Raw genomic sequence first — 21,702 nt, 5'->3', positions numbered from 1 at the left:
TCGGTGCGTTGCGCGACGAGGGCGCCGAATGCTGGCCCGACGGCGGTCGGGCGGCCGTCGCACGACCGACTGCATCAGGCGGGCCCGGCAGGGGGCGTGGGAACCCTGATGAAAATTTATTTTTTTCCGGTCGGCAGGTTGTGTAAATTGATTTTCATCAACCTTGCAAAACCATTCGCATGACGCCTCTCGTTCCGCACGATGCCAGTCACCAGGAATCCGCGATCGCGGAGCGCATCGCCTCGGCCATGCCGCGGATGACGCCGATCCACCGCCGGATGGGCGAGTTCGTGCTCGCGAATCCGTTTCGCGCGGCGACGATGCGGATCGACGAGCTGGCGCAGGCCGTGAATGCGTCGATCGCGACTGCGAACCGCTTCGCGAAGGCGCTGGGTTTCGACGGCTATCCGGCGATGCGCGCGGCGCTCGTGCGCGGCTTCGAGGCGACGCTCGGCCCGGTCGAGCGGCTGCGTTCCGCGCAGGAGCAGGAACAAGAGCATGAGCAGGGCGTGCGCGGCGCAGCGTGGATCGACGCGGTGTTCGACCAGGCCGTCGCGAACATCGAGAACACGCGTGCTCAGCTGGATGCGGCCGACGTCGAGGCGGCCGTCGAGGCGATCGTCGGCGCGCGGCGCGTGCTGATTCTCGGCGCCGGTTCGAGCGCGTTTCTGACCGGGCTGATGGAACACGGATTGTCGGTGTGTCACGACAACGTGCAGTCGCTCGCGCTGCCCGGGGGGCCGTCGCATGCGGCACGTCGCCTGTACACGGCCGACTCGCGCGATCTCGTGATCGCGCTCGCGTTTCCGCGCTACGTCAAGGACACGATCGAGCTGGCGCGCCGCGCGGCCGCGCGCGGCGCGCGCGTGCTCGGCATCTCCGACGGGCCAGGTTCGCCGCTTGCACCGATCGCGTCGCTGAATCTGTACGTCAAGGCCGAACGGCGTTTCGCGGCCACGTCGGAGGCGGCCGTGCTGACGATGATCGAGGCGCTGATCGACGCGGTCGCGCTGCGCACGCACCGCTCCGCGAAGTCCGCCGCCGAAATGACCGAATTCCTGTTGCCGTGGCTGACCTGCCCGCAAGCGGTGCTGCCGGCCGCCAACCCTTCTTCCTCCGGTCCGAAAAAATCATGACTTCACACGCGATCGTCGCGATTCATGGCGGTGCAGGCACGATCCTGCGCGAAGCGATGGACACCGACACCGAACGCCAGTACCGCGCCGAACTCACCGCGATCCTGCAGGCCGCGCAACAGGTGCTCGCCGATGGCGGCAGCGCGCTCGACGCCGTCACCGTCGCGGTACGGCTGCTGGAGGACTGTCCGCTGTTCAACGCTGGGCGCGGCGCCGTTTATACGGCCGAAGGCAAACACGAACTCGACGCGGCGGTGATGGACGGCACGACGCTCGCGGCCGGTGCGATCTGCTGCGCGACCCGCGTACGCAATCCGGTGCTCGCTGCACGGCGCGTGATGGAGGCGAGCGAGCACGTGCTGTTGGCAGGCGCGGGCGCCGACGCGTTCGCGGCCGCGCAGGGCCTCGAACTCGCCGAGCCCGGCTACTTCGACACCGAAGCGCGTCATGCACAGTGGGTCAAGGCGCGCGCGGCGGCCGGCATGATGCTCGATCACGATGCCGCGACCTTCGCGTTCGGCGCCGGGCAGCCGGCCGAGCCGCTCGATCCCGACCGCAAGCACGGCACGGTCGGCGCGGTCGCGTGCGACGTGCACGGCCATATCGCGGCGGCGACGTCGACCGGCGGCATCACGAACAAGCAGCCCGGCCGCGTCGGCGATTCGCCGATCATCGGCGCCGGCTGCTACGCGGACGACGCGACCTGCGCGGTATCCGCGACGGGGACGGGCGAGATGTTCATCCGGCTCGCGACCGCGCATGACGTGGCCGCGCAGATGGCCTATCGCGGCGCATCGCTCGCCGATGCCGCGCACGACGCCGTGATGAACAAGCTGTCGCGCCTGGCCGGGCGCGGCGGGATCGTCGCGGTCGACGCGCATGGCAACGTCGCGATGCCGTTCAACACGGAAGGGATGTATCGCGGCTACGCGCGCGTCGGCGAGACGCCCGTGGTCGGCATCTATCGCGACGATGCGGCCTGATTCCGGATCGTACGAGGAGACCTCCGCATGACTTCGAGCCGAACCCCGTCCGCGCTGGTGTTGCCGGAGCAGCGCGTCGTCGCCGTCGACGACCTGTCGGTCATGTTTCGCCGCGAAAACGCGACGTTCGATGCGGTGCGCAACGTGTCGTTTCACGTCGATCGCGGCGAGACGCTCGCGATCGTCGGCGAGTCGGGCTCCGGCAAGTCGGTCACGTCGCTCGCGCTGATGCGGCTCGTCGAGCATGGCGGCGGCGAGATCACGAGCGGGCGGATCGCGTTGCGGCGTCGCGGCGGCGCGCTCGTCGACCTCGTGCAGGCGAGCGCGGCGACGATGCGCGGGATCCGCGGCGCGGACATCGCGATGATCTTCCAGGAGCCGATGACGTCGCTGAACCCGGTGTTTACGGTCGGCGACCAGATCAGCGAGGCGATCGCGCTGCACCAGTCGAAGAGCGCGACCGAAGCCCGCGCGGAAGCGTTGCGGCTGCTCGATCTCGTGCGCATTCCGGAGGCGCGCCGCGTGTTCGCGCGCTATCCGCACCAGTTGTCCGGCGGGATGCGGCAGCGCGTGATGATCGCGATGGCGCTGTCGTGCCGGCCCGCGCTCCTGATCGCCGACGAACCGACGACCGCGCTCGACGTGACGATCCAGGCGCAGATCCTGCAGTTGATCCGCGGCCTGCAGGACGAAATGAACATGGGCGTGATCTTCATCACGCACGACATGGGCGTAGTCGCCGAAGTGGCCGATCGCGTGCTCGTGATGTATCGCGGCGAGAAGGTCGAGGAGGGCGAGTCCGAACGCATTTTCGCGACGCCCGCGCATCGCTATACGCGGGCGCTGCTCGCGGCCGTGCCGCGGCTCGGCTCGATGCAGGGCACCGATGACCCCGAGAAATTCCCGCTGCTGAAGGTGGACGGCGCGAGCGCGGCCACGCCGGCACCTGCCGCGAACGACGCGGCCGCGGCCCCCGTCGCCGCGCAGCCGCACGTCGATCCGGCCGCGCCGCCGATCCTGCGCGTGCGCGATCTCGTCACGCGGTTTCCGGTGAAGAGCGGCGTGTTCGGCCGCGTGTCGCAATACGTGCACGCGGTCGAGCGCGTGAGCTTCGAGCTGCGCGCGGGCGAGACGCTCGCGCTCGTCGGCGAATCGGGCTGCGGCAAGTCGACCACCGGCCGCTCGCTGCTGCGCCTCGTCGAATCGCAGAGCGGCTCGATCGAATTCGACGGCCGCGACATCAGCGCGATGAAGGGCCATGAACTGCAGGCGCTGCGCCGAAACATCCAGTTCATCTTCCAGGATCCGTTCGCGTCGCTGAACCCGCGTCTGACGGTCGGTTTCTCGATCATGGAGCCGCTGCTCGTACACGGCGTCGCGAGCGGCCGCGACGCGCAGGCGCGCGTCGACTGGCTGCTCGAGAAGGTCGGCCTGCCGCCGGAGGCCGCACGCCGCTATCCGCACGAATTCTCGGGCGGCCAGCGTCAGCGGATCGCCATCGCACGCGCGCTCGCGCTGAATCCGAAGGTCGTGATCGCCGATGAATCGGTGTCGGCGCTCGACGTGTCCGTGCAGGCGCAGATAGTGAATCTGATGCTCGACCTGCAACGCGAGCTGGGCGTCGCGTATCTGTTCATCTCGCACGACATGGCCGTCGTCGAGCGCATCAGCCATCGCGTCGCGGTGATGTATCTCGGCCAGATCGTCGAGATCGGCCCGCGCCGCGCGGTGTTCGAGGCGCCGCAGCATCCGTACACGAAGAAGCTGATGAGCGCGGTGCCGGTGGCAGACCCCGCGCGCCGGCATGCGCCGCGCCAGCTCGCGGCGGACGAGATTCCGAGCCCGATCCGCGCGGTCGGCGACGAGCCGATCGTCGCGCCGCTCGTTGCGGTCGGCCCCGATCATTACGTCGCGACGCATCGCGTCGGCGGCGCGTATTGATTGCACGACGAGGCGGATATGGACCGCAGCTGCGCACGCGCCAGGCAACGGCGTCATTTTCCCGAGCGGATGCAGTCACGCCGCGATTTCCACCACGCGTTACCGAATCATCCACAGGAGCCAGACAAAATGAACAAGTCGCATTCGTTCCCGATGTTCCGTCCGCGCGCGTTGTTCGCCGCGGGGGCTGGCGCGCTCGCGCTGTCGGTCGCCGTGCCCGCGTTCGCGCAACAGAACGTCGTGGTCGCCGTGTACTCGACGTTCACGACGATGGACCCGTATGACGCGAACGACACGGTGTCGCAAGCTGTCGTCAAGTCGTTCTACGAAGGGCTGTTCGGCTTCGACAAGGACATGAAGCTCGTCAACGTGCTCGCGACGAGCTACCAGGCGTCGCCCGATGCGAAGGTCTACACGGTCAAGCTGCGCCCGGGCGTGAAGTTCCACGACGGCACGGATTTCAACGCCGAGGCGGTGAAGGCGAACTTCGACCGCGTGACCGATCCGGCGAACAAGCTGAAGCGTTACGGGCTGTTCCGCGTGATCGAGAAGACCGAGGTGGTCGATCCGATGACGGTGCGCTTCACGCTGCGCGAGCCGTTCTCCGCGTTCATCAACACGCTCGCGCACCCGTCGGCGGTGATGATTTCGCCGGCCGCGCTGAAGAAGTGGGGGCGCGACGTGTCGCTGCATCCGGTCGGCACGGGCCCGTTCGAGTTCGTCGAATGGAAGCAGACCGACGACATGAAGGTGAAGAAGTTTGCCGGCTACTGGAAGAAGGGCTATCCGAAGGTCGATTCGATCGACTGGAAGCCGGTGGTCGACAACAACACGCGCGCCGCGTTGCTCAAGACCGGCGAGGCCGATTTCGCGTTCACGATCCCGTTCGAGCAGGCTGCCGACCTGAAGAGCAATCCGAAGGTCGACCTGATCGAGCGGCCGTCGATCATCCAGCGCTACATCTCGCTGAACACGCAGAAGAAGCCGTTCGACAATCCGAAGGTGCGTGAAGCGCTGAACTACGCGGTCAACAAGGAAGCGCTCGCGAAGGTCGTGTTCGCCGGCTACGCAACCCCGCAGACGGGCGTCGCCCCGGTGGGCGTCGAATATGCGACCAAGCTCGGGCCCTGGCCGTACGATCCGGCGAAGGCGCGCGCGCTGTTGAAGGAGGCCGGTTATCCGAACGGCTTCGAGTCGACGCTTTGGTCCGCGTACAACCATTCGACGGCGCAGAAGCTGATCCAGTTCGTCCAGCAGCAGCTCGCGCAGGTCGGCGTGAAGGTGCAGGTGCAGGCACTCGAGGCCGGCGAGCGGGTCGCGAAGGTCGAGAGCGCGCAGGATCCGGCGACGGCACCGGTGCGGATGTACTACAGCGGCTGGTCGGCCTCGACGGGCGAGGCGAACTGGGCGCTGTCGCCGTTGCTCGCGTCCACGTCGGCGCCGCCGAAGCTCTACAACACCGCGTACTACAAGAACGGTGTCGTCGACGACGATCTCGCGAAGGCGCTCGAGACGACCGACCAGGCGAAGAAGGCCGCCCTGTACGCCGACGCGCAGAAGCAGGTGTGGGCCGACGCGCCGTGGATCTTCCTGGTGCAGGAAAAGATCGTCTATGCGCGCAGCAAGCGCCTGCACGGCATGTACGTGATGCCGGACGGCTCGTTCAACTTCGACGAAATCTCGGTGAAATGACGGCGATTCGCCCGTTGCGCGGCGCCGGCGGCGCACGCTGCCGGCGCGCTGATTCGATCGGTGCCCCATGCTGAATTTTCTCGTCAAACGCCTGTTCGGCCTGCTGCCCACGCTCGCGATCGTCGCGGTGCTGGTGTTCCTGTTCGTGCACCTGCTGCCCGGCGATCCGGCGCGGCTCGCGGCCGGCCCGGAAGCCGACGACGCGACGGTCGCGCTCGTGCGCGCCGATCTCGGGCTCGACCGGCCGCTGCCGGCGCAGTTCGCGAACTTCTTCGTGAAGATCGCGCACGGCGATTTCGGGACGTCGACGCGCAGCAAGCGTCCGGTGTCGACCGAGATCGGCGAGCGCTTCATGCCGACGCTGCTGCTGACGCTCGTCAGCATGGTCTGGGCGACGGCGTTCGGGATGGCGATCGGGATCGCGTCGGCGGTATGGCGCAACCGCTGGCCCGATCGCCTCGGGATGACGATCGCGGTGTCGGGCATCTCGTTTCCGGCGTTCGCGCTCGGCATGCTGCTGATGGAGATATTCTCGGTGAAGCTCGGCTGGCTGCCCGTCGTGCCGGACGGCACGTGGAAGAGCTACGTGCTGCCGTCGCTGACGCTCGGCGCCGCGGTCGCGGCCGTGATGGCGCGCTTCACGCGCGCGTCGTTCGTCGAGGTGCTCAACGAGGACTACGTGCGCACCGCGCGAGCGAAGGGCGTGCACGAGCCGATGGTCGTGCTCAAGCATTGCCTGCGCAACGCGATGATCCCGGTCGTCACGATGATGGGGCTGCAGTTCGGCTTCCTGCTCGGCGGCTCGATCGTCGTCGAGGCCGTGTTCAACTGGCCGGGGCTCGGGCGCCTGCTGGTCGACGCGGTGACGATGCGCGACTACCCGGTGATCCAGGCGATCGTGCTGCTGTTCTCGCTCGAATTCATCCTGATCAACCTGACCGTCGACGTGCTGTACGCGGTCATCAACCCGACCATCCGGTTCAAGTGAGGCGCGCATGAACGCGACTGTCCAGCCCGCGGCGTCGGCCGCATCGAGCGCGATCCGCACGCCGTGGCGCGAATTCTGGCGCAAGTTCCGCAAGCAGACCGTCGCGCTGGTCGCGGGCGGTTTCGTGCTGGCGCTCGTCGTGCTCGCATTCGTCGGCCCGCACATCGTGCCGTTCGATCCGGAGAACTATTTCGACTACGACGCGCTGAACGCCGGGCCGTCGGCCGTGCACTGGTTCGGCGTCGACTCGCTCGGCCGCGACATCTTCAGCCGGATCGTCACCGGCACGCGCATCTCGCTCGCCGCCGGCTTCTTCTCGGTCGCGCTCGGCGCGCTCATCGGCACGTTCTTCGGGTTGCTCGCGGGCTACTACGAAGGCTGGTGGGACCGCATCACGATGCGCGTGGCCGACGTGCTGTTCGCGTTCCCGGGGATCCTGCTCGCGATCGGCGTGGTCGCGATCCTCGGCAACGGGATGGTCAACGTGATCTGCGCGGTTGCGATCTTCAGCATTCCTGCGTTCGCGCGGCTCGTGCGCGGCAACACGCTGATGCTCAAGCACATGACCTACGTGGAAGCCGCGCGCAGCATCGGCGCGTCCGACTGGACGATCATCATGCGACACATCCTGCCGGGGACCGTGTCGTCGGTCGTCGTGTATTTCACGATGCGGATCGGTACGTCGATCATCACGGCCGCGAGCCTGTCGTTCCTCGGGCTCGGCGCGCAGCCGCCGACGCCGGAGTGGGGCGCGATGCTCAACGAGGCGCGCGCCGACATGGTGACGGCGCCGCACATCGCAGTCTTCCCGAGCCTCGCGATCTTCCTGACCGTGCTCGCGTTCAACCTGCTCGGCGACGGACTGCGCGACGCGCTCGACCCGAAGCTGGAGCGCCGCTGATGCGTGCGGTTCCGATGTGGAGCACGACGCTGCCGGCCGGGCCGCGCGGCACGATTGCCGACGTGCCGGGCGTGACGGTCGGCCATGCGACGCTCGATGCTGGCGACGTGCAGACGGGCGTCACCGTCGTGAAGCCGCATCCGGGCGACCCTTACCGCAGCAAGGTGCCGGCCGGCGCGGCCGTGATCAACGGCTTCGGCAAGAGCGTCGGGCTCGTGCAGGTCGACGAACTCGGCACGCTCGACACGCCGATCGCGCTGACCAACACGTTCGGTGTCGGCGCGGTCGCACAGGCGCAGATCCGCGCGGCGATCGCGAAGAATCCGCACATCGGCCGCGACTGGTCGACCGTCAACCCGCTCGTGTTCGAGTGCAACGACGGCTATCTGAACGACATCCAGGCGTTCGCGGTGACGGCCGCGCATTATGACGAAGCCTGCAATACCGCGGCGCGCGACTTCGCACGTGGCGCGGTGGGCGCCGGGCGCGGGATGTCGTGTTTCGACCTGAAGGGCGGGATCGGCTCCGCGTCGCGCGTGGCCGTCGCGGCCGGCAGGCCGTACACGGTCGGCGCGCTGGTGCTCGCGAATTTCGGCCGGCTGCCGATGCTGACGCTCGGCGGCGTGCCGCTCGGGCGTATCGTCGCGCAGCGGCGTGCCGCCGCGGACGCGCAGGCGGCGCCGGAGCAAGGCTCGATCATCCTGCTGCTGGCGACCGATGCGCCGCTCGACGCGCGGCAACTGTCGCGGCTCGCCCGCCGCGCGGGCGCGGGGCTCGCTCGCACCGGTTCGGTTTACGGGCACGGCAGCGGCGACATCGCGCTCGCCTTTTCGACCGCGTACACGATCGCGCACGATGCGTCGACCATTGCGCTACCGGCCCTCGTGGCCGATGCGGCGCTCGATCCGCTGTTCATGGCCGCGGCCGAGAGCGTCGAGCACGCGATCGCCGACGCGCTGCTGCAGGCCGTGACCGTGACCGGGCGCGACGGCCACGTGCGGCAATCGCTGCGCGACGCGGTGCCCGATCTCGATCGGTTATTCAACGAAGGTAACGAAGGACGTCCGATCCATTCATGAAGATTCTGATTTCGACCGACATCGAGGGTGTCGCCGGCGTGTTCGCCATCGAGCAGACGCGTGCCGGCAATCCGGAATACGAACGTGCGCGCCGCTGGATGACCGCCGAGGCGAACGCGGCGATCGAAGGCGCGTTCGCCGGCGGCGCGCAGGCCGTCTGGGTCAACGATTCGCATGGCGGCTTCCGCAATCTGCTGCCCGACGGGCTCGATGCCCGTGCCCGCGTCGTGCTCGGCAAGCCGCGCACGCTGGGGATGATGGCGGGCCTCGAACAGCAGCCCGACCTCGTGTTCATGATCGGCTTTCACGCGAAATCGCAGACGCGCGGCGTGCTTGCGCACACCATCAACAACTTCGCGTTCACGCAGGTGTGGCTGAATGGCGTCGAGCTCGGCGAAGCCGGGCTGTACGGCGCGCTGGCGCGCGAATATGGCGCGCACGTCGCGCTGGCGTCGGGCGACGACGTGTTCGCCGAGGAAACCCGGCCGCTGTTTCCGGACGCGCGTTTCGAAACGGTCAAGACGGCCGGCGGCGCATCGAGCGGCGACACGCTCACGCCGGCGGCGTCCTGCGCGCGCATCGCGACCGCCGCACGCGAAACGGTCGCGTACGCGCTGTCGTCCGGCTGGCGCGCGGGTGCGCATCGGCCCGCGCCGGCTGCTTGCACGCTGCGCGTGCAGACGGCCGCGCTCGCCGATCTGTTCTGCGTGCTGCCGTCGCTCGAGCGGGTCGATGCGGTGACGCTGCGCTTCGACGGGCCGTCGGTGGAGCACGTGGTGCGCACGCTGAACAGCCTGTCGGCCATGTCGTTCATGCTGCGGTGATGCGTGCCGATTGGATGCCGGACGGCGATCTCGTCGCTGAAATCCGTGTCGGCCCACGCCCCACGAGATGAAACGTATTGGACATCTCCGCTCCAATGAAGTCCCTGTCCGGCCGATTCGGCCGTCGGGTCTCGCGGCCGTCCGGTCGCGCAAGCGTGGAGCGGATCGTAGACCGATCGAAGGTGCCCCGCCTTCGCTATCGGGTCACTCATGATGGAATTCGGGCTTTGAGAAATACGCTGCTGGATCCCTACGAACATATTCCGCGTAGCGTCGTGGTGATCGCCAACGACTACGCGGCGGGTACGACGTTTCCGGAGCACGCGCACGGGCGCGGGCAGTTCGCGTTTGCGTCGCGCGGCACGATCAGCGTGTCGACGCCGTACGGCCGCTGGCTGGTGCCGCCGCAGCGCGCATGCTGGGTGCCGGCCGGCGTGCGGCACGAAATGACGATGACCGGGCCGGTCACGATGCTCAACGCGTTCGTGTCCGAAGACGCGGCCCGGGCCGCGGGGCTGTCGGCCCAGTGCGGCGTATATGGTGTGTCGCCGCTCCTGCGGCAGTTGATCGACGATGCGATCGACCTGCCGGCGATGTACGACGTCGACGGTCGGGCGGGCAAGCTGATGGCGCTGCTGATCGCCGAAATCGCGACGATGCCGCGGCTGTCGCTGCACGCGCCGCTGCCGACCGATGCGCGTCTGGCGAAGATCTGTCGGCATCTGTTCGCGTCGCCGTCGATCGAGGCCGATCTCGATCGGGTGGCGACCGATGTAGGCGTGAGCCGGCGCACGTTTACGCGGCTGTTCCGCGCGCAGACCGGTATGAGTTTTGCCGCGTGGCGTCAGCACGTCTGCATGTTGGTGGCGATTACACGGCTGAGCGACGGGCAGCCGGTGACGCGTGTCGCGCTCGATCTCGGATATGCGAGCGCGAGCGCCTTTACGTCGGCATTTCGCCGCATCCTCGGCGAAACCCCGAGCCGGTATCTGGAGGCGCGCCGCTAGCCGGAGCGGATACGGCGGCGGGCGCGGTGCCGTGCTTCGGTCATGGACGAAAAAAACGCGCCTGCCAGGTTTCGGTCAGACGCGCTTAAAGGCACCCGGTCAGAAAAAATGCGCGACGGCCAGTCGTGCCGTAGTCGCGCATCAAGGCGTGAAATTATTGCTTGATCCGATTCAATTCCGTCAGCGTGCTGCGGATAGCAAAGCATACGCCGCATAACGCACAAACGATATCGCGCGGCCTCAACGATTCATGTGCAGTCGCAGCATGCGTTTTAAGCGCGCGTTCGATTTCGGGGTCTGAAGCAGGCAACCACGGGCGTTCGACGATCCTGACCGGACGTGCTGCGGCACGGCATCGAATCTTGGCGCCCGAAAACGAAAACCGCCGCGCGCCGCGATGCCTGTTGGTATCGCGCCACGCGGCGGTTCGGTGCGATCAGCCGGCCGGCGCCGGCTCGCGCGTCACACGTCGAAGAACACGGTCTCGTTCGGCCCCTGCATGTGGATGTCGAAGCGGTACACGACGGGCCGGCCCGGCTGCGCGTCGCGCTTCGCGACGAGCGTCGCGCGGCGTTCGGCCGGCACCAGGTTCAGCACCGGATCGGCCGCGTTCGCGGCAGCTTCGTCGTCGAAATACACGCGGGTGAAAGCGTGGGTCAGGATCCCGCGCATCATCACGGTCACGTTGACGTGCGGTGCTTCGTCGGCGGCGATGCGGCCAGGTTTCACTGTCGGTACGACGAAACGGTTCTGCGTATCGGTGCCCGTGCCGACGCGCGCGAAGCCCGTGAAACCGGACTTCGCGATGTCGTCACGCGACGCGGGATAGCGACCCGCCGCGTCCACCTGCGTGAATTCGAGCACCGCGTCGCTGACGACGTTGCCGTCGCCGTCGAACACCTGTCCGACCAGGAGCACGTGCTCGCCTTCGGCCTCCGGCGTGGCGATCGTCGGCGTGAACAGGCTCTTCAGGTCGTAATCGTATTGCTGCGGGCACAGGCCGTACGCGAAGTACGGGCCGACCGTTTGCGAAGGGGTTTGCTTCAGCGTCGTCATGGTTCAGCGCTCCATCGGGGTAGCGTCGCGGCCGCGCAGCACGATGTCGAATTCGTAGCCGAGCGCATAGCCTTCTTCGGTGATGTCCATCGAGAAGCGCGAGATCAGGCGGTCGCGCGCTGCTTCCGGCGTGCCCTGGAAGATCGGGTCGTACGCGAGCAGCGGATCCCCGGGGAAGTACATCTGCGTGACGAGACGCGAGCCGAAGTAGTCTCCGAACAGCGAGAAATGGATGTGATTCGGACGCCACGCATTCGGATGGTTGCCCCACGGATAGGCGCCGGGCTTGATCGTCAGGAAGCGGTAGCGGCCTTCGGCGTCGGTCATGCAGCGGCCGGCGCCGAGGAAGTTCGGGTCGAGCGGCGCGTCGTGCTGGTCGACCTTGTGCACGTAGCGGCCGGCCGCGTTCGCCTGCCATACCTCGACGAGCGTGTTGCGCACGGGCTTGCCGCCTTCGTCGAGCACGCGGCCGGTGACGACGATGCGCTCACCGAGCGGCTCGCCGTTCTTCACGGCGTTCTTCGTCAGGTCGTGGTCGAGCGCGCCGAGATCCTCGGCGCCGTAGACGGGCGCGAACTGGTCGCGCAGCTTTTCCTTCAACGGGATCATCGGGCGCGTCGGGCCGCGCTTCACCGACGAACGGTACTCGGGGTGGACATACGCGGGATGCGACGGCCAGTCGCGCGGCGTGAGGATCGTGGGGGAATCCATCGGGCGTCTCCTGTTGGGTATTTCGCGAAGTGGATGGCAAGACTTTAGTCAATCCGGAAAGTTATGAAAAATGAACTTTTTTCGCGAATTGCATAACCATTCGTTATGTTATGAGGCGCCAGTGAAAATCCGCCTGTCCGGCGGAGAGGGCGATCGGGCTTCGCGTCGTCGGTGACGACTCCAGGCACGGCCCTCCAGCCAGCCTGTCGCTGCTTTTTTTTGTTTCGTTGTTGTGGTTATCCGGTCTTCCTGAGCGTGCCCGTCGCTCGTCAGTCGTTACGGCCGGGCGGGATCGAAGACGATCCCGTCGAATTCGGGCGATAGCGTGTCGCTGCGCGGCAGTGCGGCACGGCTCTGCTGATCGCGAAACGGATCCGGGAGCCGACCGGATTCCACGCGCCGCGGCGTCATGCGTGACACCGCGCCGAATGCTTGGGTCTTTCCGGAAAGTTATGCAAAATGGCATTTCATTGCCACTCGCATAACTACTCGTTATGAATAACCGTATCGCAGACGGCCGCGTCAAGTTCCGGCACCTGCAGTGTTTTCTCGCGGTCGCGCAACTGGGCGGCGTGCAGAAGGCGGCCGAAAGCCTGTCGATCACGCAGCCGGCCGTGTCGAAGACGATCGCCGAACTGGAGTCGATCCTCGGCGTGAAGTTGTTCGAACGCGGGCGGCACGGCGCGCAGCCTACCCGCGAAGCGCAACTGTTCATCCCGCATGCGAATGCGTGCGTGCTGGCGCTGCGGCAGGGCGTCGGACTGCTCGCGCGCGAGGGCGGCGCGGCTGCGGCGACGCTCGAAATCGGCATGCTGCCGACGGTTGCGGCATCGCTCGCCCCCGCGCTGATGAAGGCGCTGATCGCACGCTGGCCGCGCATCGTGGTGCGGATCGCGACGGCCGCGAATGCCGAGCTGCTCGAGCGCCTGAAGGCCGGGACGATCGAATGCGCGATCGGTCGCCTGTCGGAGCCGGAGCGGATGATCGGGCTTGCGTTCGAGCAGCTGTACAACGAACCGCTCGTCGCGGTCGTGCGCGCCGGCCATCCGCTGCTGGCGAGCGCCGCGCCGGCTGCCGAACTCGCGTCCTACCCGGTCGTGCTGCCGCCGTACGGCACGCTGATCCGCCAGTCGGCCGAGCACCTGCTCGGCGCATGCGGCGCGCCGCCGCTGGATTCGTTCATCGAGGTGCTGTCGGTGTCGGTCGCGCGCGCGCTTGCGTTCGAGAACGACGCCGTGTGGTTCGTGCCGCTCTATGCGGCCGAATACGACCTGTCGGCCGGTGCACTCGCGCGGCTGGCGCTGCCGTCCGCGGGCACCGACGAGCCGGTCGGGCTTATCCTGCGCACCGATGCGCAACCGTCGCCCGTCGCCCGGACGTTGATCGACGCCGTGCGCGAGATCGCGCAGGCGCGGTTCGGCGATGCGCACACCCATCGCACGCCCCGCGGCGCGCGCAAGCCGGCTCGCCGCGCGCGTTGAGACACCGGGCAGGGCGTGGGCGGGTGGTGTCCGGCCGTCGTTTTTTCACCTTCACTCGTTAGCCGTTCGGTCAGTAGCGGGCCTCGTCATGCTTGGCATATCGTACCGTTTTTGATACGCTCGATGACACGACGATGGCGAGACAGCAGATTCAGATCACGCTCGGCGTGCGGTTTTTCCGCACCGCGCGTGGTAACGAGCCGGTGCGCGAATGGCTGGAGGCGCTCGGGCAGATCGAGCGCAGGATGATCGGCGAAGAGATCAAGACCGTTCAACTCGGCTGGCCGCTCGGCATGCCGCTGGTCCGGAAGATGTCGGCGGATCTTTGGGAAATCCGCGTGATGCTGCCGCGGCGAAGCGCGCGCGTGCTGTTCACGATCGTCGGCGACACGATGGTGCTGCTGCATGCGTTCTTCAAGCAGTCGCAGGCCACGCCGTCCGACGATCTCGACGTGACCGTCGCGCGGCTGAAAGCGCTGACGCGCGCCATCTGAATTCCCCCGGCCGCGCCGCCACATGAGATCGGCGATGGGTCGGCCGGCAACGCCATGCACTGGAGTACTCATGACGACCACGAACAACCCGCATATCGGCAGCGACTTCGACACATTCCTCGAGGAGGAAGGCCACCTCGAAGCGGCCACCGCCACCGCGATCAAGCGCGTGATCGCGTGGCAGATCGGGCAGGAAATGAAGGCGCAGCACATCACGAAAACCGCGATGGCCGCGCGGATGAAGACGAGCCGCGCCGCGCTCAACCGGCTGCTCGACGAAACCGATACGAGCCTCACGCTCGCGACGCTCGCGAGCGCCGCCACCGCGCTCGGCAAGCGGCTCAGCTTCGAACTCGTGCCGGCCTGACGCGCCGGGCGAAGCGGTGCGGGGCGGGCCCGTGCATCGCGGCGAACGGGCGCACGCTCGTCCGCACACGGGCACCGGCGCGCGATCACGTGCGCTGTCCGGCCATCCGCAGATACAGCAGCGCACCGCCCGCGAGCAGCAGCGGGCACAGGAAATACCAACCGGTCGTCAGGAACAGCCCGGCGACGGCGACCAGCGAAATCCACGCGCAGCGATACGCGATGCCGCCGCGCGGCAGCAGTTTCAGCGCGGCGGCCGCGCCGAGCCCGTACACCATCACGAAGCATCCGGACGTGACGAGCACGAGCGGCTTCGGCCCGACGTTCGAGAGCGTCGTCGCGGCCAGCGCGACGGCCGCCAGCAGTGCGATCACGCCGAGGCTGCGGCGCGGTACGCCGCCGACCTGGCTGCCTTGTGCGAGCCACGCCGGCAGTGCGCCGTCGCGCCCGAGCGCGGCGCCGAGCTTGGCCGCGCCCGCGAAATACGCATTCATCGTGCCGAGCGTGAGCAGCAGCGCAGCCGAGGCCGCCAGCACCTGCGCATGACCGCCGATGCCGCCCGCGATCAGTTCCGCAAGCGGCGCACCGGACGCGCCGGCCGACGGCCCGAGCACCGTCACGCTCGCGGCCGCGACCGACAGATACAGGAAGCCGACGACCACGACGGCGATGCCGGCCGAACGCGGCATGTCGTGCGCGGGCCGGCGAAATTCGGCCGCGAGGTGCGTGATCGCTTCCCAGCCCGCGAAGCTCCACACGAGCAGTGCGGCAGCCTGGCCGACCGCGAGCCACCCGTGCGGCGCGAACGGATGCAGGTTCGCCGTGCGCGCATGTGGCGCGGATGCGAACACGGCGGCCAGCAGCAGCGCGACGAGCAGCGCCGACAGCACGAGCTGCATGCGGCCCGACACCGTGACACCGAACGCATTCGCGGCCGACACCGTCCCGATCAGCGCGGCAGCGGTGACGATGACCGTCGTATGCCCGCCGCTCGTGACAGCCGCGACGTACGCGCCGCCGAACATCGCGGCGGCCGGCGCACCGGCCGGCACCGCGAAATAGAAACACCAGCCGACGATCGCCGCGGCCTTCGGCCCGAACGCGCGTCGCGCGTAGGTCGATACGCCGCCCGCGTCCGGATAGCGCGCGCCGAGTGCGGCGAAGGTGGCCGCAAGCGGCCCCGACAGCACGACGAGCGCGGCCCACGCAAGCAGCGACGCAGGGCCTGCGACCTCGGCGGCGAGCGCGGGCAACGCAATCACACCGGTGCCGAGCACCGCGCCGATATATAGCGCGGCGCCCTGGAAAATCGTCAGCGAGCCCGCGTGATGAGCGGCGGGCGAATCGGCATGCGAGGACATGAAGGGCAGTCTCCGGAAGGCTTGTTCTGGGCGCGGTCGGCCGCGCGGTGAATCGTTCGATGCTACCCGAACGGGCACGGCGCTGCGGCGCGGCGTTCAGTAGTCCGCGACGTGCCGCGTGTCAGCCGATGTCAGTAGCGGCGAGCGAGCCGCAGCCGCGCATCCTCGCGTGCAGCGGGCGGCAGCTCGGGCACGTAGTGGAACGTGCCCGATACGAGCGACGCGACCGGCACGCCATCGCGGAACAGCACGCGATTGCCGGCCAGCGCGGGCACCTTGTCGCCGGGCAACAACGTGCCGGCCAGGTTCAGCGGATCGGCGCCCGTCACGCACACGTACTGGCCGTCGCCCGGTTGGCGACGCAGTTCACGCAGGATCGGGATCGCTTCCGGCAGCGCGAACTGCTCGCCCGCGAGCCCCGCGACGAAGCGTCCGCCGCGAATCTCGCCGCGCGCTTCGAGACGTTGCAGCACGCGCACGAGTTCGCGCCAGCTCGGCAGCCAGTCGGCCTCGCGTTCGAGCAGCCGCCAGAACACCACGCCATAGCGGCGCAGTAGCGTCCAGGCGATATGTTCGAGTGCGTCGGGATCGGTCGCGGCCGGGCCGCGCTTCGGTGCGGGCGCACCGTCCGGTGCCGAGGCGCGTTGCACGAGCGCCCAGCGGCCGGCGTCGTCCATCCCGCCGATCAGCGCGCCGCCGCGCCGCGTGCGCGGCGCATACGTCGCGCTGCGCTTGACCGCCGGCTTCAACAGCGCGCGCAGCCCGGCGAAGCTGTCCGCATTCACGAGGCCGGCCGACACGAGTTCGCCGAGCGCCTGTTCGAGTTCGACGGGCAGCATGTGCAGTTCGTCGAGCAGCGCGTCGAAGAACATCGCACCATGCCTGGCGAGTGCGTCACGCACCTGCGTCGCGCGCGCGGACAGCGCCGGTTGCGGGTCCGCGTTGCGCAGCGCCTGCCATGCACCGAGGTGGCGGCGCGGCAGCAGCACGACTGGCGTCGTTTTCACGGGGGCGCCGGCCGCGCGGGCCGGCGCGCCGATTCGGGTCCACACGAGCTTGCCCGAGCGGCACAGCTCGTCGAGGCCGCCTGCCGTGTAGTCGGTCAGGCGCGCCGGCAGCAGCGCGTCTTCCCATGCGCTCGCCGCGGCTTCGTAGCCTTCGAGCTGTGCGACGACGGCCGCGAGCGCGTCGCGGCCCGTGCCGCGCGTGTCGGGCGTCAGGTGCTGCCAGTGGAACAGGAAGCGCATGAAATCGGCGCGCTCGACCGGTTCGATCTCGCGGCGCAGCCGCTTGACCGTGTAGCGATGAATGCGGGCGAGCAGGTGGCGTTCGCACCATTCGTCGGTCGTCGCGCCCGGCGTGAAGCGGCCGCGCATCACGTAGCCTTCGCGCTCCAGTGCCGCAAGCGCGGTCGCGACCGTCGCGGATGGCAGGCCGAGTGGCTGTGCGATCGCGTCGAGCATCAGCGGCCCGAAGCCGGTGAGCCGCGCGCGGATCACATCGACGAGCGCGGCATCGGCTTCCCATGGTTGCGCGCAGGCGGCGGGCACCTCCAGCGCGGGCGCGACGCGTGCGTCGGGGTGCAGCGCGCGCATGCAGACCAGCCGTTCGACCGGCACCCACACCGCTGCGCCGTCCGGCGTGACGAGTTTCGTCGCGCGGCGGCGTTCGGCCAGTTCCGCGAGCCGCTCGGGCCAGCCTTCGTGCGCGCGCGCTTCGCTGTCGGCGACGCAGGCGAGCGTGAGCAGTGCATCGTGCATTTCGTCGGCATCGCGCACGAGCGGCCATGCTTCGTCGCGCACCGCGTCGATCGCGTCGGCGTCGAGCGCGCCGAGATCGTCGGCCGATTCGGGATCGCTCCAGCGGCGCGACTGCACGGCCTGCGTGCGGCGCTCCTCGAGCGGCGCGTCGTCGAGGAACGCATAGGGCTTCGCGTTCAGGATCTCGGCCGCCAGCGGCGACGGCGCGGGCAGGTCGCGCGCGATCAGCTCGATCGCGCCGCTTTCGATCCGGCGCAGCAGCGCGAGCCAGCCGTCGGTATCCATCGCGTCGTGCAGGCAATCGTCGAGCGTCTGGTCGACGAGCGGATGATGCGGGATCTCGCGTTCGCCGACGATGTTCTCGAGGCACGCGACCTGGTCGGGGAACACGGTCGCGAGCAGATCCTCGCTCTTCATCCGCTGCAACTGCGGCGCGGTGCGCCGGCCGCCGGTGAAGCGCGGCAGCGCGAGCGCGGTCGTCGCGTTCCAGCGCCAGCGCACGCCGAACATCGGTGCGTCGAGCAGCGCCTGGACCAGCACGTGCTCGGCGCTGGCCGAGCGGAGGTAGCGCCACACTTCGTCGAGCGCGAAGCTGTGCGCGAGCGACAGCGACAGAATGATCGCGTCGTCGGTCGCAGCCGCCTGCAGCTCGAAGTTGAAACTGCGGCAGAAGCGCTTGCGCAGCGCGAGCCCCCACGCGCGGTTGATGCGGCTGCCGAACGGCGAATGGATCACCAGCTGCGTGCCGCCCGATTCGTCGAAGAAGCGCTCCATCACGAGCGTGTCCTGCGTCGGCAGTGCGCCGAGCGCCGCGCGCGCGCGCGCGAGGTAGTCGGCGATCTGGCGGGCCGCATCGGGCGACAGATGGAGATCGTCGACGAGCCAGCGCAGCGCCGGCGCGAGGCGGCTTTCGGCCGTTTCGATCGCGGTGCCGACGGCATCGTTGGGCGAATCGGCGGCGGCACGGGCTTGCGCCGCTTGCCTGGCGTTGCCGCGCGTGCCCGTCTTGCCGGCCGCGTCGCCGCTCGTGTGCTTGCGTCCACCGGCCTTCGCGAGCCGATCGCCTTCGGCGAACAGCCCGTCGAGCCGCGCGCGCAACCGGCCGACCGCCGCCGACAATTCGTCGCTGCGCCCGGGCGCCTCGCCGAGCCAGAACGGAATGCTCGGCGACTGGCCTTGCGCGTCCTCGACACGCACGCGGCCCGTTTCCACGCGAATGATCCGGTACGACTGGTTGCCGAGCTGGAACACGTCGCCCGCGAGGCTCTCGATCGCGAAATCCTCGTTGACCGTGCCGACCTGGATGCCCTGGGGTTCCAGCAGCACCGCGTAGTCGGCCATGTCGGGAATCGTGCCGCCCGACGTCGTCGCGGTCATCATCGCGTTGCGGCGCCCGCGCACCGTGCCACCGACCACGTCGCGATGCAGATACGCGCCGCGCACGCCGCGACGGCTGGTGAAGCCTTCCGCGAGCATCTTCATCACGTCGTCGAAGCGTTCCCGCGACAAGCGTGCATACGGCGCCGCCCGCGTGAAGCTCGCGTACAGCGCGTCCTCCTGCCATTCCGCGCAGGCGACTTCGGCGACGATCTGCTGCGCGAGCACGTCGAGCGGCGCTTCGGGAATCCGCAACGCGTCGAGCTCGCCGCGTTGCACGCAGTCGAGCAGCGCCGCGCATTCGACCAGCTCGTCGCGCGACAGCGGGAACAGGCGGCCCTTCGGCACGCCGCCGACATGGTGACCCGAGCGGCCGACGCGTTGCAGGAACGGCGCGATCCCGCGCGGTGAACCGACCTGGCACACGAGATCGACGTCGCCGATGTCGATGCCGAGTTCGAGCGACGCGGTCGCGACGAGCAGTTTCAATTCGCCGCGCTTGAGCCGTTGTTCGGCTTCGAAGCGATGCTCCTTCGCGAGACTGCCGTGATGCGCCGCGATCGCGTCCTTGCCGAGACGGTCGGCGAGATGGCGCGCCATGCGCTCCGCGGTGCGCCGCGTGTTCACGAACACGAGCGTCGTGCGATGCGCGGCCGCGAGCGCGGCGATGCGGTCGTACACCTGTTCCCACACGTCGGTTGCCATCACCGGTTCGAGCGGTACGTTCGGCAGTTCGAGCGCGAGGTCGCGCTCGCGCGTGTGGCCCGTGTCGACGATCGTGCAGTCACGCGGCGCGTCGGCCGGGCCACCGACCAGGAAGCGCGCGACCGCGTCGATCGGTTTCTGCGTGGCCGACAACCCGATGCGCGGCAGCGCGCGGCCGGTCAATGCGTCGAGGCGTTCGAGCGACAGCGCGAGGTGGCTGCCGCGCTTGGACGATGCCAGTGCGTGTATCTCGTCGACGATCACGGAACGCACGTTCGACAGCATCTGCCGCCCCGACGTGGACGACAGCAGCACGTACAGCGACTCCGGCGTCGTCACGAGAATGTGCGGCGCGCGCTTGCGCAGCGCCGCGCGTTCGGCCTGCGTGGTGTCGCCGGTGCGCACGGCGGTGCGGATCGCCGGCACCGGCAGGCCGAGCAGCGCGAGCGACTCGGCGATGCCGGCGAGCGGCGCATCGAGGTTTACGTGGATGTCGTTCGACAGCGCCTTCAGCGGCGACACATAGACGACCAGCGTCGCGTCGGGCAGCGCGCCGTCGTGCGCGAGCGCATCGCGTACCAGATCGTCGAGCGCGCACAGGAACGCGGTAAGCGTCTTGCCGGAGCCGGTGGGCGCGGCGACCAGCGTCGAGCGGCCGGCCTTGATGTGCGGCCACGCGAGCGCCTGCGCGCCGGTGGGCGCGGCGAACGTGCGCCGGAACCACGCGGCGACGGCCGGGTGGAACACGTCGAGCGCACTGGCGGCAGGGCGGGTAGCGGTGACGTCCATCGGAGCGTTGAATTGGGGTGCGAGCGCGTGGGCGGCGCGCGCCAAGCGTCAGTGTGCCAGACGTCGCGTGTGCGTGCCGGGCACGGTGTGTCGGCGATTCAGACGTTGATCATGCGTCAGGCAAGAAGCCTGAATCGTCATGGCTCGGAAAGCCAAGCGGTTCACTCACTACCAACGAGGTAGCCATCGAGCCATCCAAATGTCCGGAGCCTGGCTGACGCCTACGCTTCGCCCTTGGGAAGTATTTTGTCCTGTCGGTTTTTCCTGTCTTAGCCATGTCGTATTCACGTACCAACGACTGATTTGGATGCCGGATCCGCCGCAGAAAATCGGGTGGAAATGCCCGTGATGTTTAAAAAAATACCGGGGCGTGAAGGTAGTTGGCATGGCCTGTTCGTAACGATAGTTACCGTTGAGCCGCGGCGAGGCATCCGCGATGCCCGGCCTACACCTTGGCGTAGCGCCCGGTGCATGACGACATCACATAGCAGCCACAGGCCAGTTGTGCTGGCTCGAAAACCAGCGGGCGCCCATCAAACAGTGCAAATTGATCGCCGCCGGATACCAGCGGGAATGTCCCGTTATGCGTGGGACATTCTGCCTTGTCGCCCATGAGGCATTGCGGGACACCGTCCACCGGAAAGCCGGTGGCTTCTATCATGGTGCCGCCACCGGAATGGCGGTCTCCCAAGCGAATCGCTCCATAAGCCATAGTTCGAGGCTCCTCTTTTGTTTCCCGTACCGGACGCTTGCTTCGGTAATCGGGTGGTTGCATGTCATCCTTTTCGTATCACGTCGTCGATCTTCCACGTGAGCAAGCATCAGGACGCGCCGTCAACAGGTCGCGCAGAGTGCGCGTAGTTACATCGGGTTAGGTCTCGTCGTCGTCCGGTAAGCCACAAAGTGCGTCGATCTCGTGCGGGAACCGCGCATAAGGCACGCTGTATTCGATGACTTCTGCGAGGCTGTCAGGGAAGACCATGCAGACGAGCCAGATCAGCTTGCCGAGCACGAGCCAGGGCTTGCGCAGCCAGTCCTTGGCGGTCGGCAG

The 21,702-nt window shown here is 68.2% G+C and carries 18 protein-coding genes; 12 read left to right on the top strand and 6 right to left on the bottom strand.

Annotated features, from left to right (window positions below):
* Nucleotides 1–179 precede the first annotated feature (179 nt).
* From WS75_RS02910 to WS75_RS02870, 9 genes are all read left to right on the top strand, one after another.
* Nucleotides 180–1,136, top strand: coding sequence for a MurR/RpiR family transcriptional regulator (locus WS75_RS02910; protein WP_059679081.1), 957 nt, complete (start codon nucleotides 180–182; stop codon nucleotides 1,134–1,136).
* Nucleotides 1,133–2,119 carry an isoaspartyl peptidase/L-asparaginase family protein gene (locus WS75_RS02905; protein WP_059679080.1) on the top strand — a complete coding sequence of 329 codons (987 nt, stop codon included), beginning with the start codon at nucleotides 1,133–1,135 and terminating at the stop codon, nucleotides 2,117–2,119. Before WS75_RS02910 ends, WS75_RS02905 begins: the two co-directional genes overlap by 4 nt.
* Nucleotides 2,120–2,146: 27 nt before the next feature.
* Nucleotides 2,147–4,060, top strand: coding sequence for a dipeptide ABC transporter ATP-binding protein (locus tag WS75_RS02900; protein WP_059679079.1), 1,914 nt, complete (start codon nucleotides 2,147–2,149; stop codon nucleotides 4,058–4,060).
* A gap of 129 nt (nucleotides 4,061–4,189) precedes the next feature.
* A complete protein-coding gene (gene gsiB / locus WS75_RS02895; RefSeq protein ID WP_059679078.1) occupies nucleotides 4,190–5,752 on the top strand; it encodes a glutathione ABC transporter substrate-binding protein GsiB in 1,563 nt (520 codons plus the stop codon).
* 67 nt (nucleotides 5,753–5,819) lie between these two features.
* Nucleotides 5,820–6,740, top strand: coding sequence for a glutathione ABC transporter permease GsiC (gsiC, locus tag WS75_RS02890; protein WP_057928296.1), 921 nt, complete (start codon nucleotides 5,820–5,822; stop codon nucleotides 6,738–6,740).
* A 7-nt stretch (nucleotides 6,741–6,747) separates the two neighbouring features.
* Nucleotides 6,748–7,641 (top strand): glutathione ABC transporter permease GsiD, encoded by an 894-nt coding sequence (gene gsiD, locus WS75_RS02885; RefSeq protein WP_059679077.1) that lies wholly within the window; start codon nucleotides 6,748–6,750, stop codon nucleotides 7,639–7,641.
* A complete protein-coding gene (locus WS75_RS02880; protein WP_059679076.1) occupies nucleotides 7,641–8,720 on the top strand; it encodes a DmpA family aminopeptidase in 1,080 nt (359 codons plus the stop codon). Before gsiD ends, WS75_RS02880 begins: the two co-directional genes overlap by 1 nt.
* The gene (locus WS75_RS02875; RefSeq protein WP_059679075.1) at nucleotides 8,717–9,544 is read left to right on the top strand and encodes a M55 family metallopeptidase; all 828 of its coding nucleotides are present in this window, start codon (nucleotides 8,717–8,719) and stop codon (nucleotides 9,542–9,544) included. The genes WS75_RS02880 and WS75_RS02875 overlap by 4 nt, the downstream gene beginning before the upstream one ends.
* Nucleotides 9,545–9,771: 227 nt before the next feature.
* Entirely contained in the window at nucleotides 9,772–10,551 is a 780-nt protein-coding gene (locus WS75_RS02870) for an AraC family transcriptional regulator (RefSeq protein WP_059679074.1), read from the top strand.
* Nucleotides 10,552–11,013: 462 nt separating this feature from the next.
* Here the strand turns inward: WS75_RS02870 and pcaG are convergent, their stop codons facing one another.
* Together pcaG and pcaH are read right to left on the bottom strand one after the other, a co-directional pair.
* Complete coding sequence (gene pcaG, locus WS75_RS02865) at nucleotides 11,014–11,607, bottom strand: protocatechuate 3,4-dioxygenase subunit alpha (RefSeq protein ID WP_059679073.1); 594 nt, start codon at nucleotides 11,605–11,607, stop codon at nucleotides 11,014–11,016.
* Nucleotides 11,608–11,610: 3 nt separating this feature from the next.
* Nucleotides 11,611–12,318, bottom strand: a complete 708-nt coding sequence (pcaH, locus tag WS75_RS02860; protein ID WP_059525082.1) for a protocatechuate 3,4-dioxygenase subunit beta — start codon at nucleotides 12,316–12,318, stop codon at nucleotides 11,611–11,613.
* 494 nt (nucleotides 12,319–12,812) lie between these two features.
* Between pcaH and pcaQ the strand changes: the two genes are divergently transcribed.
* From pcaQ to WS75_RS02845, 3 genes are all read left to right on the top strand, one after another.
* Nucleotides 12,813–13,799 carry a pca operon transcription factor PcaQ gene (pcaQ, locus tag WS75_RS02855; protein ID WP_059679072.1) on the top strand — a complete coding sequence of 329 codons (987 nt, stop codon included), beginning with the start codon at nucleotides 12,813–12,815 and terminating at the stop codon, nucleotides 13,797–13,799.
* Between the two features lie 134 nt (nucleotides 13,800–13,933).
* A complete protein-coding gene (locus WS75_RS02850) occupies nucleotides 13,934–14,293 on the top strand; it encodes a type II toxin-antitoxin system RelE/ParE family toxin (RefSeq protein WP_059598893.1) in 360 nt (119 codons plus the stop codon).
* Nucleotides 14,294–14,363: 70 nt separating this feature from the next.
* On the top strand, nucleotides 14,364–14,660 hold the full coding sequence (locus tag WS75_RS02845; RefSeq protein WP_059466239.1) for an XRE family transcriptional regulator: 297 nt from the start codon (nucleotides 14,364–14,366) through the stop codon (nucleotides 14,658–14,660).
* Between the two features lie 85 nt (nucleotides 14,661–14,745).
* On the opposite strand, the gene WS75_RS02840 is transcribed toward WS75_RS02845, so the two are convergent.
* From WS75_RS02840 to WS75_RS34015, 4 genes are all read right to left on the bottom strand, one after another.
* On the bottom strand, nucleotides 14,746–16,020 hold the full coding sequence (locus WS75_RS02840) for an APC family permease (protein ID WP_059679071.1): 1,275 nt from the start codon (nucleotides 16,018–16,020) through the stop codon (nucleotides 14,746–14,748).
* A gap of 131 nt (nucleotides 16,021–16,151) precedes the next feature.
* Entirely contained in the window at nucleotides 16,152–20,651 is a 4,500-nt protein-coding gene (locus WS75_RS02835) for a DEAD/DEAH box helicase (RefSeq protein ID WP_059679070.1), read from the bottom strand.
* 445 nt (nucleotides 20,652–21,096) lie between these two features.
* Nucleotides 21,097–21,426, bottom strand: coding sequence for a PAAR domain-containing protein (locus WS75_RS31385; RefSeq protein WP_218919261.1), 330 nt, complete (start codon nucleotides 21,424–21,426; stop codon nucleotides 21,097–21,099).
* Nucleotides 21,427–21,522: 96 nt separating this feature from the next.
* The coding region (locus tag WS75_RS34015; RefSeq protein WP_179948867.1) for a hypothetical protein at nucleotides 21,523–21,702 on the bottom strand (180 nt) is incomplete at its 5' end.

Origin of the sequence: Burkholderia sp. FL-7-2-10-S1-D7, from assembly GCF_001524185.1 — a bacterium.
GTDB lineage: Bacteria > Pseudomonadota > Gammaproteobacteria > Burkholderiales > Burkholderiaceae > Burkholderia > Burkholderia diffusa.
The sequence above is the reverse complement of the archived record's forward strand: the minus strand, read 5'-3'. Positions and strand labels throughout refer to the sequence as shown.

What these genes read in the sequence shown, in the direction of transcription:
- WS75_RS02845 (WP_059466239.1), top strand. Translation starts at nt 14,364, where the DNA reads ATGACGACCACGAACAACCCGCATATCGGCAGCGACTTCGACACATTC.
- WS75_RS02850 (WP_059598893.1), top strand. Translation starts at nt 13,934, where the DNA reads ATGGCGAGACAGCAGATTCAGATCACGCTCGGCGTGCGGTTTTTCCGC.
- pcaQ (WP_059679072.1), top strand. Translation starts at nt 12,813, where the DNA reads ATGAATAACCGTATCGCAGACGGCCGCGTCAAGTTCCGGCACCTGCAG.
- gsiB (WP_059679078.1), top strand. Translation starts at nt 4,190, where the DNA reads ATGAACAAGTCGCATTCGTTCCCGATGTTCCGTCCGCGCGCGTTGTTC.
- WS75_RS02905 (WP_059679080.1), top strand. Translation starts at nt 1,133, where the DNA reads ATGACTTCACACGCGATCGTCGCGATTCATGGCGGTGCAGGCACGATC.
- WS75_RS02835 (WP_059679070.1), bottom strand. Translation starts at nt 20,651, where the DNA reads ATGGACGTCACCGCTACCCGCCCTGCCGCCAGTGCGCTCGACGTGTTC.
- WS75_RS31385 (WP_218919261.1), bottom strand. Translation starts at nt 21,426, where the DNA reads ATGCAACCACCCGATTACCGAAGCAAGCGTCCGGTACGGGAAACAAAA.
- gsiC (WP_057928296.1), top strand. Translation starts at nt 5,820, where the DNA reads ATGCTGAATTTTCTCGTCAAACGCCTGTTCGGCCTGCTGCCCACGCTC.
- gsiD (WP_059679077.1), top strand. Translation starts at nt 6,748, where the DNA reads ATGAACGCGACTGTCCAGCCCGCGGCGTCGGCCGCATCGAGCGCGATC.
- WS75_RS02880 (WP_059679076.1), top strand. Translation starts at nt 7,641, where the DNA reads ATGCGTGCGGTTCCGATGTGGAGCACGACGCTGCCGGCCGGGCCGCGC.
- WS75_RS02900 (WP_059679079.1), top strand. Translation starts at nt 2,147, where the DNA reads ATGACTTCGAGCCGAACCCCGTCCGCGCTGGTGTTGCCGGAGCAGCGC.
- WS75_RS02840 (WP_059679071.1), bottom strand. Translation starts at nt 16,020, where the DNA reads ATGTCCTCGCATGCCGATTCGCCCGCCGCTCATCACGCGGGCTCGCTG.
- WS75_RS02875 (WP_059679075.1), top strand. Translation starts at nt 8,717, where the DNA reads ATGAAGATTCTGATTTCGACCGACATCGAGGGTGTCGCCGGCGTGTTC.
- pcaH (WP_059525082.1), bottom strand. Translation starts at nt 12,318, where the DNA reads ATGGATTCCCCCACGATCCTCACGCCGCGCGACTGGCCGTCGCATCCC.
- pcaG (WP_059679073.1), bottom strand. Translation starts at nt 11,607, where the DNA reads ATGACGACGCTGAAGCAAACCCCTTCGCAAACGGTCGGCCCGTACTTC.
- WS75_RS02910 (WP_059679081.1), top strand. Translation starts at nt 180, where the DNA reads ATGACGCCTCTCGTTCCGCACGATGCCAGTCACCAGGAATCCGCGATC.